Here is a 14,142-nt window from a genome sequence, read left to right on the forward strand (position 1 = left end):
CCGGCATGCCGGGGCGGACAGATCTGGAACCCCGGCAGCGGCCCGTACCCCTGCCCTTTCTGCCAGCCCGACGCCAAACCGAACGGTGGCAAGCGATGATCCTCTACTCCTCCCGGCCGCTCACCCCGTCCGACGCCTGGAGTGTTCTGGCCAAGTCCGGTGAGTGCCGGTACGACCGTGACCTGCACGCCGGGCCGGACCACTCGGAGTCCAAGCCGGAGCGTGACGCGCGTGTCCAGGTCGCCCGCGAGGTGTGCGACCTCTGCCCGGTCCGGGCGCTGTGCCTGGACTACGCCATGGCCGTACGCCCGGCGGACGGCGTGTGGGCCGGTTTCACGGCCGACGAGATCGGGGGCTTCCCCGGTGGCCTTTCCGAGGCCGCGTGATGACCGCCACGGAGTTCCTTGTCGTCTTGACGGTGACGAAGGCGTCCAACCGGGACATGGCCATGAGCACGATCTGGCGAACCGTCACCGTCACCCCCGGCACCACCCGCGAATCCCTGTTGCGGTGGGCTATCAACCAGCTCCCGGACCAGGTGCGCGGCGGCGTGGTTACGTTCTTCTCCGTCGAACCCAACACCCTGCCGGGGGTGACCCCGTGACGCTGCACATCTCCGACACGGTCATGGTGTGCGAGCACACCGGCCGCCGGGCCGAACGCGGCGCGGACGGCACCTGGTCGGTCACCGGGTTCGGCCGGCGCTTCGACCGCAACCAGGCCGTCACCGCGTTGACCCTGGCCCAGGCGCTCGCCGCCGACCCCGGCGACCCGATCCGGGCGCACATCGCCGACTGGCGGGCCGAACTCGCCCTGCCTCCCGGCGGGGTGAGGGCATGAGCCGCCCGGCGGCGAACCGGCCGACGGTGGGGGTCCGGATCGTGCGCGTCTCGACCGGTGCCGTGGTCGCCTTGCTCGCCGTGGTGGCCGCGATCGTGTCCTACCGGCACATCCTCACAGTGGTCACCGCACACGGCGAATCAGGGCTGACCGCGTACTTGGTGCCGCTGTGCATCGACGGTCTCTTGGTCGCCGCCTCGTTGACGCTGCTGGATTCGGCCCGCCGGGGTTTGGCCCGGCATTGGCTGTCCTGGGTCGCGCTGGGGGTGGGCATCGCGCTCACCCTGGGGGCGAACGTGCTGTACGGGTGGCGGTACGGGATCGTCGGTGCGATCACTGCGGCGTTGCCCGCCGTCACGCTCACGATCGCGTTCGAGCTGCTGATGGGGTTGATCCACCGGTCCGCCGCGCTCACCCGTACGGACGCCGTCCGCACGGGCGGGTCGACGTCCGTACGACCCGTACGGCTCACACGGGCAATCCCTGTCCGCCCCGTACGGCGCGCGGCCCTGCCCGACACCGCACGGCCGGTCGAGCGGGTGCCTGCAATCGCGGGTGCGAAGCCTGTACGTGCCGGTGCGGGGGCGGCGGACGCCGTACGGGAGTCACCCGTACAGCCCGATCTCGACGGGGCGGCCCCCGTACGCGACCGTGAGTCGGTCGTCGCCGAACTGGCCGCCGAGATCGCCGCGGCCCGTGCGCGCGGTGCGGGGTGGACGCCGGACTACCCGGTGCTGATGGAGCGCACCGGATACGGGCGCAGCTGGTGCGAGAAGGCGGTCCGGCAGGCTCGTGATCTCACCCGTGAAACCGGGGTCGAGCCCGAACCCGGTGTGTCCTGGTGCACCCTCCCCGAGACGCCCGGCCTGGAGATCCCGGTCTTCGATGAGGTGATGTCGTGAGCACGAAGACCCCGGACACCGGCACCGGTGCCGATGCGGATGTGGACGCCGTCCGCGAGACTCCGCCGTCTGTGCCGGTGGTGGACGAGCAGGTGACCACGGCGATGCCGATCCCGGCGACCCGATCCGAGGAGCGGGAGGACCGGGCGGACGAGCAGGCCCCGGCCCGTTTCGGTGGGCTTCCCGCCGGGGGTCTGGCTCTGGCGGCCGTCTCCGCGGTGACGGTGGCCGGTGCGGGCCTGTTCCAGCTCACCGGATGGTGGGGACTGGCCGGCGCCGGTGCGGTCGCCGGTGCCGGTGCCGCCGCCCGGTTCGGCCGCGGCCGACGGCGCGCCGACGAGGGGAACCGCTCCGGCCGGTCGGCGGAGCGGCCGTACGGGTCGGCCCGCACAAGCCGCACGGGCCGTACGGGTTCGGGGTTCGCCGTGCCCGGTGCCTCCCGTACCGGCGGCACGCACCGCCGGGGCGGAGCAGGCCGACCCGGCGTCTCCGGTCCCGCACCGGCGGGTCAGCCCCGTACGGGTCGGCCCGGCCCGTCCGCCCGTACGGACGGCTCGACCCCGGGCGGCCGTGGCCGTACCGCTCGTACGGGCAAGCCCCGTACGGTGCCCCGGGCCGTTGAGCGGGCGGTCGAGGGTGCCCGGCGGATCGTACGCGGCACCGGTGGGACCGCGGCCCGGCGAGCTCGCCGGATCAAGGAACGGACCGCAGACCGCACCGGCGGTACGACCCGCCGAACGGGCCGGAAAGACCGTACGGACGACACCGGAGGTGACCGGGTGCGAAGCAGGACAGCTCGCGTTCGACGGGCCGTGTCGACCCGGGCCCGCCGGGCCGGTGCGTGGGTCGACCGCAGGACCGGCCGCCGCCTCACCCGCGTATGGCGGTCCGGCCGCCGGATCGCCGGCCCTTTGGCCCGCCTGATCGCCTGGATCCTGCGGTGGTGGCGGGACCGCCGGGCCCGCACCGCGGAGCAGGCACCCGCACCCGAACGGCCGGACCGGGCCGGTGAACGGAGGAAGCCGCCCGAGAACCCCAAGGAAACCCCGAAGACCGGCCCCGTCCCGGCGGGGAACCAGCCCCGGCCCGGCCCCCACGGCGAGCCGAACCCCCGGCCCGGGGCCGACAACACCACCACACCCAACCCCAACCCTACGCACCGAAGGAGAACACCGATGTCCGGATTCCCGCTGGCGGTCGCGTCCGCCGAGATGAACGCCGCCGTGTCCGCCTACGCCCCGGCCGACATGTTCGCCGTCGCCCGCGAACTCGACCAGCTCCCCGAGATCCCGGTGAACGTCGCCATGGCGCTGCGCACCTACGCCGCCCGGTTGCAGGGCTCCTACCCGATCAACCCGGCCGTGGTCGAAGCCCTGTTCGAGCTGTACAAGCTGCACACGGCGCTGGTGCAGGCCGCCCAGGAGATCGGGCCGTTGTTCCGGCGGCTCCACGAGGACGACCTGCGCCGGGACGAGGCGCCCCGCACCGGCGAACCGCTCTGGAACGTCTGACCACACCCCCCGTCCCCCCGGTCCCTTGAATCTGTGAAGGAAGGAGAGCACGGTGTCCAACTCAAAGGCCACGGCGCAACGCCTGGATTGGTCGATCACCCCGCGGGGCCCGGTGTCGGCGACGGCCCAGGCCGCGCTCGGACTGGCCGCCCTGGCGTCGGTGGGCGACATCGCCGGGGTGGCCCCGTGGTGGGCCGCGGCGGCGAGCGTCGCCGGGGTGGCCGGCACTGTGCTCACCGGGACCGGCCGCGGCCCGGCCGCGCTGGTCTACCGGGCCGGATGCTGGGCCGGAGCAGGGGGGTGGCTCACCTACACCCTCGCGTCGGGCTTGCTGTGGAGCGTCGACACCTTCGCCGCCCTGGGGGTCGGTGCCGTGGCCGCCGGGGTGCTGTCCCCGCTGGGACGCACCCGCCGTGCGGCCGTGCGGACCGCCCCGGGGTCGAGCCTGGTTCTGCGCCGCGACTCCCGCCTCGCCGTCGAGTGGGAGAGCCGGATCGCCCGGGTGTGCCGGTTGCGGGTGACCGTCGAAGGGGTCCGCCGGTGGGAGTCCGGCGCCGGGTACACCCTGGCCGTGGTCCTGCCCGTCGGCGGGGCCACCCGAAAGCACCTGGAGACCGCGGCGGACGCGCTCGCCGCCGACGCGCGGCTTCCCGACGGGTGCGGGGTGGAGGTCGCCGCCGGGGGTCACCGCGGGTCGGCCGTCCTGCACGTGTCGACCCTCAACCGGCTGCATGAGAACATCCCGCACCCGGGCGATTACCGGCCGCGCAGCATCCTGGACCCGGTGGAACTGGGCGAGCACCGGGACTCCTCGATCGCCGACGCGCCGCTGCGGGAGCTGTCCGGCCTGGTCACCGGGCAGCGAGGGAGCGGCAAGACCAACGTGTTGCACGTGCTCACCTGCGAGATCGCCCGGTGCCGGGACGCGGTCGTATGGCACGTCGACCTCAACGGCGGCGGGCTGAGCCAGCCGTGGCTGCACCCGTGGCTGGAAGGGGACAGCCCGCGGCCCGTGATCGACTGGTCCGCCTCCACCCCCGGCGACGCTCTGGCGATGGTGGAGGCCGCGCTCGCGGTCGCCAAAGACCGCAAGAGGTCCTATCGGCGGCTCAAGGTCGAGACCAACAGCGCCCTGCTCCCGGTGTCGGCGGGCCTGCCCGAGATCGTGCTGATCGTCGACGAAGGAGGCGAGGCGCTGTCGCCCGCGCAGCGTGACCCGGTGCTGCGGGCGCTGCGCGACGGCATCGAGGAGTTGCAGCGGATCGGCCGGAACGAGGCGGTCAACGTGATCGTGTCCAGCCTGAGAGCCACGCAGGACATGATCGCGCCCAACGTGCTCAAGCAGTCGGGGTTGCGCATCGGGATGTATGTGCGGGACGACACCGAGCTGTCGTACCTGTACGGGTGGAACAAGGGGCTCAGCGTGGAGGACCTGCCCGGCCCCGGGTGCGGGTACCTCCAGGCCGACCAGGGAAACCCGCGGCCGTGGCGGGCCTACCTGATGACCCCGTCTCAGATCGTCGAGGCCGCGCTCACCCTCGCCCGCACCCGGCCCGAACTGGATGAGGCGAGCCAGCGTGTGGCCGGTCCGGCCTACGCGCTGCGGTACCGCCGGATGCAGGCCGCGTTCACCGACACCGGCCTGGACACCGAAGACACCCGAACCGGCCGCGAACTCGCCGTGCCCCGGCCGACACCCGCACCCGCACGGAGACTCACACTCGTGCCCGGTGGCGCCGACTCATGGCCCGACCTGGTCCCGGCCCGGCCCGCCGTCGGCTCCGCCGACCAGTGGCCCGACCTGATGCCCCATCAGACTCCATCAGACCCCCGGCAGACCGATCCGGGCCGACGGATCCCCGAACTTCTCCGCCGGTGCCTGGCCGCCTTCAACGACGCGGGAGACGATCGGATGCACTCGGAGAGCCTGGCCGCCGCACTCGGCATCACGGCGACCACCGACCTGGCCGCGCTCCTGCGACCGCTGGAGGTCTTCCCGCTGGCACGCGCGTTCAGCCGCGGGGGGCAGGAACGCCGCGGATACGCCCGCGAAGACCTGATCACCGCTACCGAACGTATTCGAAACGGGGAGCTGCACGTGCCCCCGGAGGTGGCCGCGTGGCCTGCCGCGTGACCCGGACACCCCGGACACCCACTTTGGACACCCCCTGTCCGGGGGGACACCCCCGGACACCCACCCCGGACACCAACTGACCAGCTGAAACAAGGCTGCCCGTACGGGGTGTCCGGGTCTGGGACACCCCCCTTGCTGACCTCTGCCAGGCTCCGACCCCCCACCCCGGACAGGGGGGACACCCCGGACACCCCACCCCGGCCATGCCGACCCGCGGCCATCCCATCGCACCTAAACGCGATCACCGACAGTAATCAAGGAAGTGGACCATGACGATAGAGCTCACTCCACTTGATCAACCGACCCGTTCCGATCTGACCGTCTTCAGCTACGGCGGAGGGTGGCAGTCAACCGCCGCGCTGGTTCTGGCCGCTCGTGGTGACCTGCCTTACCGCACGTTCCTGTTCGCCAACGTCGGCGCCGACTCCGAGCACCCGGCGACGCTTGCCTACATCAGTGAGCACGCGGCCCCCTTCGCCGAACGGCACGGAATCGCGCTGCACCTTTTGGATCGACTCCGGCGCGATGGCAGCGTGGAAACCCTCTACGGACGGCTCACCAAGCCCGGATCCCGCTCACTGCCGATCCCGGTCCGGATGAGCAACGGCGCCCCGGGCACCCGGAGCTGTACAGCCGACTTCAAGATCCGCGTGATCGGGCGGTGGCTCAAAGCCCACGGCGCATCGGGAGAGCACCCGGCGACGGTGGGCATCGGAATCTCCCTGGATGAGATCCACCGGGCGAACGCCCGCCGGTGCGAACCCTACGAACAGATCGTCTACCCGCTGCTTGATCTGCGGATTCGCCGGGCCGACTGCCCGTCGATCATCCGGTCCGCCGGACTCCCTGTCCCGCCTAAGTCCTCGTGCTGGTTCTGCCCGTTCCACCGGCTCAGCGCCTGGGCCGACATGCGCCGCGAACAGCCCGAACTCTTCGCCAAGTCGTGTGCGCTGGAAACCCTGCTCAACGGGCGCCGGACCGAGCTGGGCAAGGACCCGGTGTGGCTCACCCGGTATGCGGCCCCGCTGGATGAGGTCGTTCCGGCCGATGACGTCCTGCCGCTCGACCTGGGCGACGGCGGATGCGATTCCGGATGGTGCTTCACATGACCGGGCGAACCTACCTCGAACGCGGCGAACCCGTCGTAGTGCTCATCGCCTGGGGACCCGGCGGAGGTCCCCGCAACGTCCTCATCCAGCGCGCCGACGGGACCCGGGTTGTCCGGCCGTTCCGCGGCCTGCGCCGGGTCCCTGACACCACCGGATCGGAGACCCCGTGAACACCAACCCTCTCCTGGCCGCCGCGCTGGCACTCATCGCCCGTGGCCGACGTGTCTTTCCGTGCCAGCCGGGGGGCAAGCGGCCGTTGGGTCGGCTGGTCCCGAACGGTTTCCACGGGGCGAGCGCAGATTCTGAGTTGGTCGCATGGTGGTGGCGGCAGGTGCCGCACGCCAACGTCGCCGTCCCCACCGGCCTGGGCACCGTCGATGTGCTGGATGTCGACGTCAAGGAGACCGGAAGCGGGTACCCGGCATTCAACCGGCTCAAGCAGGCGGGATTGCTGCCCGCACCGCTCGCGGTGATCTCCACCCCGTCGGGCGGGCTGCACTGCTACTACCCCGGGACCGGCCAGTCGTGCGGGTCGCTGCCTGCCTGCCACCTGGACTTCAAAGCCGCCGGCGGCTACGTCCTGGTACCGCCGAGCACGGTCGGCGGCAGGCGGTACACGGTGCTCTCCAGGCCCGGCCTCACGCAGAACCAACTCAACTGGGGTGAAGTCCGCCGCTTTCTCGATCCGCCCCGGCCCCGCACCGTACGCCCTGCAAGCCCGCCGCAGAGCAGCGGAACCGGTATTCCCGGGCTCGCCGCATGGCTCGCCACCCAGACCAAAGGCAACCGGAACCGCGGCCTGTTCTGGGCGTGCTGCCGCGCCGTGGAGAACGGCGCCGACGAAGCCGACCTTGACCAGCTGGTCACCGTGATCGTCGCCCAGGGCCTCGACGAGCGTGAGGCCCGCCGTACAGCCGCCGACGCGTTCCGCCTTTCCGGCCGACGCTGACCATATCCGGGAGACACCATGACCGACCTGAACCAGCCCGAACCCGATGGTGCCATGCTGCTTGACCAGCTGCTCGACGCGTTGAACCGGTTCGTCATCCTGCCATCGCAGGAAGCCACCTGGTCCGTCGCACTGTGGATCGCCGCCACCCACGCTCAACCGGCGTGGGCGCATGCGCCGCGCCTGGTCATCAAGGCGCCGGAGAAGCGGTGCGGCAAGTCACGCCTGCTGGACGTGGTGGAGGCGACGTGCCACGCGCCGGTGATCACGGTGAACGCCTCACCGGCCGCGGTCTACCGCTCCGTCACCGGGGACCCGCCGACGCTCCTGGTGGACGAAGCAGACACGATCTTCGGGGCCAAAGACGGCAACGAGGACCTTCGCGGGTTGCTCAACGCCGGACACCAGCGGAACCGGCCCGCGCTCAGATACGACGCCAACAGCGGCACCGTGGAGTCCATCCCCACCTTCGCCATGGCCGCGCTGGCGGGAATCGGCTCCATGCCCGACACCATCGAAGACCGCGCCGTGGTCGTCCGGATGCGCCGGCGGCTGCCCGGGGAATCGGTGGCACCGTTCCGCAACCGTCGCGACCGCAAGCCGCTGCGTCGTCTGGCCGCCGCGTTGAACGAGTGGCTCCGCGCCAACCTCGCCGACCTCGAAGCCGCCGAACCCCCGATGCCGGTGGAGGACCGGGCCGCCGACACCTGGGAACCCCTGGTCGCCGTGGCCGACCTCGCCGGGGGTCACTGGCCCGACCGGGCCCGTGCGGCCGTGGTCGCGCTGACCGAGGCCGCCCAGGACAACGGGGCGCCGTCGACCCGAATCCGGCTGCTCACCGACTGCCGGACCGCGTTCGGACGCGATACGGCCTTACCGACCGGGGTTCTCCTGGACCGCCTGAAAAGCGACCCGGAAGCCCCGTGGATCGACCACGGGCCGACGGGGCTCACCGCGATGAAACTCGCCGTCCTGCTGCGCGAGTACGACATCAAGTCCGGCAACGTGCGGTTCCCCGACGGCAGCCAGTCCAAGGGGTACCAGCGCGCTGATTTCGCCGACGCGTGGGCCCGTTACTGCCCCGAAGACGAGCGCCCGGCCGACGTCGAAGCCGCGGTGTTGCCCTTCGACCCCCGGGGTGGCCGTCCCAGCCGTCCCAGCCGTCCCGTCGCAGGTCAACCCTGGGACGGCTCAGATCGTGGGACGGCTCAAGCCGTCCCACCCCCAACCCGTGGGACGGCTTGAGCCGTCCCAGAATCCAAGCCGTCCCAGCCTGACCAGCACAAATGAGCCTGGGACGGCTGGGACGGCTACCCCCCTCGGAATGTGCCACCCACGCAACCACAGAGGAGATCGCCATCATGCCCACCACGATCGAGAGTGACCGGCTCTATCGCGTGCCGGAAGCCGTACTTCTTCTAGGTCTGAGCCGTAGCAAGGTCTACGAACTTCTCAAGTCCCGACGTCTGGAGTCGGTCAAAGAGGGGGGATCTCGACGCATCCCCGCATCCTCCATCGCGGCCTACGTGGCCCTGCTTCGCAGCGAATCAGGAAGCACTAGAGCCAACGCCGCCTAGATCTTGTCCCCACGTCGGATCGCAGGGATGACGGCTGAACAGACCGTCATCCCCGATCACTAAGGAGCACTCGCTATGACCAAACGACGTAGCCGTGGCGACGGTGGCCTTCACTGGGACGAAAAGCGTCAACGGTGGATTGCCACGGCGAGTCTCGGCTACACGCCGGACGGAAAGCGGATCACCAAACGGGGCAGTGGCACAACCAAGACCGAAGCGAAGAACAAGCTCAAGGAAGTGCTTCGCGACTACGAGGATGGGTTGGCCATCGCTTCCTCGGACTACACGGTTGGACATGCCGTCAACGACTGGTTGGCCTACGGGCTCAACGGCCGGGACGAAGGCACGGTGACCACCTGCACGATCCTGTGCAAGACCCACGTCATCCCTGCGTTGGGCGCCCGGAAGCTTCGGGACCTCAGCGCCGAAGACGTGGACAAATGGCTTGCCGGCAAGGGGAAGACGCTCAGTACCCGGACGTTGCAGGCGCTCCATTCCTGCCTGAACCGTTCGGTCAAGCGGGCAATGGCACGCGACAAGGTGAAGCGGAACGTCGTTGCGCTCTGCTCAGTCCCCAAGGGACAAGAGGGCCGCCCGTCGAAGGCGCTCACGTTTACCCAGGCGGAATCGGTGCTTGGAGCCGCCGAGAGTTCCCGGATGCACGCCTACGTCGTGGTCTCACTTCTCACCGGGGCACGTACCGAGGAACTACGGGCGTTGACGTGGGATCACGTCGACCTGACGGGAGATCCGAACGCCACCCCGCCGATTCCACCGCACGTAGCCGTATGGCGCTCTGTGCGGGCCGGGGGAGACACCAAGACTCGGAAGTCACGGCGGACCCTGGCACTACCCAAGCGCTGTGTGGACGCCCTGCTTCACCAAAGGATGCAGCAGAGCAGGGAGCGGGAAGCGGCGGGGGAACGTTGGAAGGAACACGGCCTGGTGTTCGTTACGAAGGTGGGTACGCCGCTCGATCCCTCGTGCGTTCGCCGCGACTTCCGTAAGGCCATCGCGGGGGCAGAGACTGCCGGCATCGACCCGAAGAACTGGACACCCCGAGAGTTGCGGCACAGCTTCGTCTCGCTGCTCTCGGACAACGGTCTTTCCTTGGAGGAGATCTCGCGCTTGGTTGGCCACAGTAGTACGGCGGTGACTGAGGCGGTCTACCGGAAGCAGATCCGGCCGGTGCTTCAAGGCGGAGCCGTGGCCATGGACCGCATCTTCAAGGCCGACCCGGAACCGTAGTCACGCAGTTGGACACTCACCGAACGCATAAGGCCACTTCCGAAATCGGAAGTGGCCTACTAGCTGGCACTATCTGTCGGGGTGGCGGGATTTGAACCCACGACCTCTTCGTCCCGAACGAAGCGCGCTGCCAAGCTGCGCTACACCCCGGCGCACAGTGCGTTTCTCACCGTGCAACGAGAAGTCTAGCGGACTCTTCAGGCTCCTGTTGCACGGTTATCTGTGGGAATCCATCGCGTAGGCCGTCACTCCCCGTTCTATCGGCGGGGGAGGAGGGTGAGGAGGGAGGCTTCGGGGGCGCAGGCGAATCGGACGGGTGCGTAGGGGGAGGTGCCGAGTCCGGCGGAGACGTGGAGCCAGGAGGAGGCGTGCCGGTGGAGGCCTTTGACCCGTGCGCGGTCGATTCCGCAGTTGGTGACGAGGGCGCCGTAGAACGGGATGCAGAGTTGTCCGCCGTGGGTGTGGCCGGCGAGCAGGAGGTCGTATCCGTCGGCGGCGAACAGGTCCATGTTCCGCGGCTCCGGCGAGTGCATGACGCCGAGCCGGAGGTCGGCCGAGTCGTCTGCGGGGCCGGCGATCATCGAGTATCGGTCCCGGTGGAAGTGGGAGTCGTGGATGCCGCCGACGTAGACGTCGTGGGTGTCGGTTTTGATTCTGCCGGTGGCGTTGTTGAGGTCGAGCCAGCCTCCGGCGACCATGCCTTCACCGAGTTCCTGCCAGGGCAGGTCGGGGATTTTCCGGTTGTGGTCTCCGCTGGAGGTGCGCCACAGGTAGCGTGCGGGGTTCTTGGGCTTGGGGGTGTAGAAGTCGTTGGATCCGTAGACGAAGACTCCGGGCCGGGTCATGAGGGGTTCGAGCGCGTGCAGGAGTGCGGGCACGGCGTCGGGGTGGGCGATGGAGTCTCCGGTGTTGACCACAAGGTCGGGTTCGAGGTCGCCCAGGGATCGCACCCAGTCGATCAGTAGGCGGCGCGAGGGGGTGAGGTGCAGGTCGGAGATGTGCAGGATGCGGAGCGGACGTTGCCCTGGGGGTAGGACGGGGACGTCGAAACGCCGCAGGCGGAACCAGTTTCGTTCGATCAGGGAGGCGTAGCCGAGACCGGCTACGCCGAGGGTCAGCAGGGACAGGGGTATCGCGGTTCGCTTCCTCACCCGTCCATGTTGCCAGATCACAAATAAGGTGAAGTGCTGCAATCTTGAGCGAGAGGATGTGGGTTATGAGCACGTTGAAGGAGAGGCTGAGAGCGGATCTCACGGATGCGATGAAGAGCCGCGACGATGTTCGAACACGCACGTTGCGTATGACGCTTTCCGCGATCACGAACGAGGAGGTGTCGGGTAAGGAGGCTCGTGAGCTGACCGACGCCGATGTTCTCAAGGTGTTGAAGCGGGAGGCGAAGAAGCGTCGCGAGGCCGCTGAGGCGTTCGGGGGAGCCGGGCGGACCGCGCAGGCGGAGGCGGAGCTGGAGGAGCAGGCGATTCTGGAGGGGTACCTGCCCGCTCAGCTTTCCGACGAGGAGCTGGTGGCGCTGGTGGACGCCGCGATCGCGGAGAGCGGCGCGGAGGGTCCCAAGGCGATGGGCCAGGTGATGAAGGTGCTGACGCCTCGGGTGGCCGATCGTGCCGAGGGGGGCAGGGTTGCGGCGGCCGTACGGCAGCGGCTTTCCGGCTGAGCTCAGGTTGTGATCACGCACATTCGATGTGCGTGATCACAACCTGATGGGTCAGAGACCGGGGACGATCGGTGGATCGCCGGTTTCCTCGTCGTTGAGGGGCTGCGGCTCGAGTGGTTCGTCGTCCTCGTCCGGCTCCTCGTCACGGTCGCGCTCGTCGCCGGGGGTCACGCCTCCGCCGAAGCGTTCGAAGTTGGGGGACTCGAACACCTCTGGATCGGTTCCGGCGAGGGCCGCCTTCATCGCGGCCACCCAGATGCGTCCGGTGATGGTGGCTCCGTAGACGTTGGAGTAGTAGCGTCCGTTGATGGTGATGTTCCGAAGCGGGTACTTTGCGGAGCCTCGGGGGTCGCCGATGCTCACCGCAGAGGCGAGGGTCGGGGTGTAGCCGGCGAACCACGCGGTCATGCTTCCGTCGGTCGTTCCGGTCTTGCCTGCGGCGTCCCTGCCGATTCCCCCGACTTCGGCCATTGTGCCGTTGGTGAAGACCCCGGACATGATGTAGCTGATCGCGTCGGCGATCTCCGGGTCGATGGCGTCCCGGCACTTCGGCTTGAACCTGGTGATCTTGTTGTCGCGATCCTTGATCTCGGTGATCGCCATCGGTGTGCAGTAGGTGCCGCGGGCGCCGAGGGTCGCGTACGCGTTCGCCACCGTGATGGGGTCCATCTCGTTGGTGCCGAGGGTGAAGGTCTCGTTCTCGACGAGCGCGTTGCCGTCCGCCCGCTTGATGCCGAAGTCCTTGGCCGTCTTGACCACGTCGCAGAGCCCGACCTGCTGCGTGAGCATCATGAAGAACACGTTGACTGACTTCAGGGTTCCCGACTGCAGGTTGTAGGAGCCGCCTCCGCCACCCTCACCGGCGGAGTTGTACACCGTGTGGTTGGGATCCCCGACCCGTTCGCCCTTGCAGTTCCTGAAATCGCCGTAGCTCGTCGCGCGGTAGCCGCCGGGGGTACGTATCCCCTGCCTGATGCGCCAGCCCTTCTTCAGCGCGGTGGCGAGCGTGAACATCTTGAAGGTCGAGCCCGCTTGGAAGCCGGTTCCACCCTCGTGCGCCGCGTCGGCCACCACGTTGTAGCTGATCTCGTTCTTCTTCTTGTCGAGGCCGAACTCGCGGCTGGCGGCCATCGCCCGGATCTCCCCCGAACCAGGGACGATCATCGCTTGGGAGGCCACGGGCTTGTCCTTCCGGCTGACGTACTGCCGGATGGCCCTTTCCGCGGCGGCCTGCATCTTGGGGTCGAGGGTGGTCTTGATGGTGAGCCCGCCGCGCAGGAGCTTGCGCCGGCGTTCCTTGGCGTCCTTGCCGAATGCCGGGTTGTTGAGGATCTCGTTCTTCACGTAGAGGCAGAAGTACGGGTACTGGCTCTCCTCGCAGCTGCCCGGTACGGCCCGCATCTTGAGGTTGAGTTTGGTGGCCTTGGCCTTCTCGGCTTCGGCCACCGTGATGTCACCCACCTCGGCCATCCGGTTGAGCACGGTGTTGCGGCGCTCCAAGAGATTCTGCTGCGCCTTCTTGCCGCGGGACGGGTCGGTGTCGAACGGGAGCTGCACCGCCCCCGCCAGGGTCGCGGCCTGGGGGAGTGTGAGATCGATGGCGTTCCGGCCGAAGAATCGTTTGGCCGCCGCCTGGATGCCGTAGGAGCCCGCACCGAAGTAGGCGATGTTGAGATAGCGCTCCAGGATCTGGTTCTTGGTGTATTTCTCCTCAAGAGCCAGGGCGTATCTCACCTCGGTGAGCTTGCGGCCCACGGTCGTCCTTCTGGCGTTGATCTTCTCCTTCGGGGTCTCGGCGTTCTCGACGTGGACTTGTTTGACGTACTGCTGGGTGATCGACGACCCACCCTGTGTCACGCCGCCGGACGTGACGTTCTTGACCAAGGCACGAATGGTGCCCTTCGCATCGATTCCACCGTGTGCATAGAATCGTGAGTCTTCGACGGCGATGATGGCCTTCTGCATGATCGGCGCCACGCGCGACAGGGCGACCGACTCGCGGTTCTCGTAGTAGAACTGCGCGATCTTCGTGCCCTTGGAGTCGAGCAGCGTGGTCAGCTGGGCCAGTGGCTCCTCTTCGAGATCCGAGGGGAGCGCCTGGAACCAGTCGATCGAGTTCTTGGCCGATATGCCGCCTCCGCCGATGGCAGGCAGGGCGACCGCAGCCACCAGAACCCCGGCAAGCGCGCCGGCTCCGATG

The 14,142-nt window shown here is 69.0% G+C and carries 15 protein-coding genes and 1 tRNA gene; 13 read left to right on the top strand and 3 right to left on the bottom strand.

Annotation, left to right across the window (positions count from 1 at the left end; all coding sequences use genetic code 11):
* The first annotated feature begins 95 nt into the window (after positions 1–95).
* The 12 genes from RUR_RS36135 to RUR_RS36190 all read left to right on the top strand — a co-directional run bounded on the left by RUR_RS36135 (position 96) and on the right by RUR_RS36190 (position 10,270).
* Positions 96–386, top strand: coding sequence for a WhiB family transcriptional regulator (locus tag RUR_RS36135; protein ID WP_283139729.1), 291 nt, complete (start codon positions 96–98; stop codon positions 384–386).
* Entirely contained in the window at positions 386–604 is a 219-nt protein-coding gene (locus RUR_RS36140) for a hypothetical protein (RefSeq protein ID WP_283139730.1), read from the top strand. Before RUR_RS36135 ends, RUR_RS36140 begins: the two co-directional genes overlap by 1 nt.
* Positions 601–840, top strand: a complete 240-nt coding sequence (locus RUR_RS36145) for a hypothetical protein (RefSeq protein ID WP_283139731.1) — start codon at positions 601–603, stop codon at positions 838–840. The genes RUR_RS36140 and RUR_RS36145 overlap by 4 nt, the downstream gene beginning before the upstream one ends.
* The gene (locus RUR_RS36150; protein ID WP_283139732.1) at positions 837–1,742 is read left to right on the top strand and encodes a DUF2637 domain-containing protein; all 906 of its coding nucleotides are present in this window, start codon (positions 837–839) and stop codon (positions 1,740–1,742) included. The genes RUR_RS36145 and RUR_RS36150 overlap by 4 nt, the downstream gene beginning before the upstream one ends.
* Positions 1,739–3,253, top strand: a complete 1,515-nt coding sequence (locus tag RUR_RS36155) for a hypothetical protein (RefSeq protein ID WP_283139733.1) — start codon at positions 1,739–1,741, stop codon at positions 3,251–3,253. The genes RUR_RS36150 and RUR_RS36155 overlap by 4 nt, the downstream gene beginning before the upstream one ends.
* A 52-nt stretch (positions 3,254–3,305) precedes the next feature.
* Complete coding sequence (locus RUR_RS36160) at positions 3,306–5,387, top strand: DEAD/DEAH box helicase family protein (protein ID WP_283139734.1); 2,082 nt, start codon at positions 3,306–3,308, stop codon at positions 5,385–5,387.
* A gap of 269 nt (positions 5,388–5,656) precedes the next feature.
* Entirely contained in the window at positions 5,657–6,496 is an 840-nt protein-coding gene (locus tag RUR_RS36165; RefSeq protein WP_283139735.1) for an adenine nucleotide alpha hydrolase family protein, read from the top strand.
* Complete coding sequence (locus tag RUR_RS36170; protein ID WP_283139736.1) at positions 6,493–6,666, top strand: hypothetical protein; 174 nt, start codon at positions 6,493–6,495, stop codon at positions 6,664–6,666. Before RUR_RS36165 ends, RUR_RS36170 begins: the two co-directional genes overlap by 4 nt.
* Positions 6,663–7,445 carry a bifunctional DNA primase/polymerase gene (locus tag RUR_RS36175; protein ID WP_283139737.1) on the top strand — a complete coding sequence of 261 codons (783 nt, stop codon included), beginning with the start codon at positions 6,663–6,665 and terminating at the stop codon, positions 7,443–7,445. Before RUR_RS36170 ends, RUR_RS36175 begins: the two co-directional genes overlap by 4 nt.
* Positions 7,446–7,463: 18 nt before the next feature.
* On the top strand, positions 7,464–8,690 hold the full coding sequence (locus RUR_RS36180) for a DUF3631 domain-containing protein (protein ID WP_283139738.1): 1,227 nt from the start codon (positions 7,464–7,466) through the stop codon (positions 8,688–8,690).
* Between the two features lie 116 nt (positions 8,691–8,806).
* Complete coding sequence (locus RUR_RS36185) at positions 8,807–9,022, top strand: helix-turn-helix domain-containing protein (protein WP_283139739.1); 216 nt, start codon at positions 8,807–8,809, stop codon at positions 9,020–9,022.
* A 75-nt stretch (positions 9,023–9,097) separates the two neighbouring features.
* Entirely contained in the window at positions 9,098–10,270 is a 1,173-nt protein-coding gene (locus RUR_RS36190) for a tyrosine-type recombinase/integrase (protein WP_283139740.1), read from the top strand.
* Between the two features lie 76 nt (positions 10,271–10,346).
* Here RUR_RS36190 and RUR_RS36195 read toward each other — a convergent pair.
* Together RUR_RS36195 and RUR_RS36200 are read right to left on the bottom strand one after the other, a co-directional pair.
* Positions 10,347–10,420: transfer RNA gene (locus RUR_RS36195), tRNA-Pro, on the bottom strand.
* A gap of 107 nt (positions 10,421–10,527) precedes the next feature.
* Entirely contained in the window at positions 10,528–11,421 is an 894-nt protein-coding gene (locus tag RUR_RS36200) for a metallophosphoesterase (RefSeq protein WP_283139741.1), read from the bottom strand.
* 65 nt (positions 11,422–11,486) lie between these two features.
* Here RUR_RS36200 and RUR_RS36205 point away from each other — a divergent pair, with 65 nt between their 5' ends.
* Positions 11,487–11,942 carry a GatB/YqeY domain-containing protein gene (locus RUR_RS36205; RefSeq protein WP_283139742.1) on the top strand — a complete coding sequence of 152 codons (456 nt, stop codon included), beginning with the start codon at positions 11,487–11,489 and terminating at the stop codon, positions 11,940–11,942.
* Between the two features lie 51 nt (positions 11,943–11,993).
* On the opposite strand, the gene RUR_RS36210 is transcribed toward RUR_RS36205, so the two are convergent.
* Entirely contained in the window at positions 11,994–14,111 is a 2,118-nt protein-coding gene (locus RUR_RS36210; RefSeq protein WP_283139743.1) for a transglycosylase domain-containing protein, read from the bottom strand.
* Positions 14,112–14,142: the final 31 nt, after the last annotated feature.

Source organism: Rhizohabitans arisaemae (assembly GCF_025996515.1).
In the GTDB taxonomy this organism is placed as follows: Bacteria; Actinomycetota; Actinomycetes; order Streptosporangiales; family Streptosporangiaceae; genus Rhizohabitans; species Rhizohabitans arisaemae.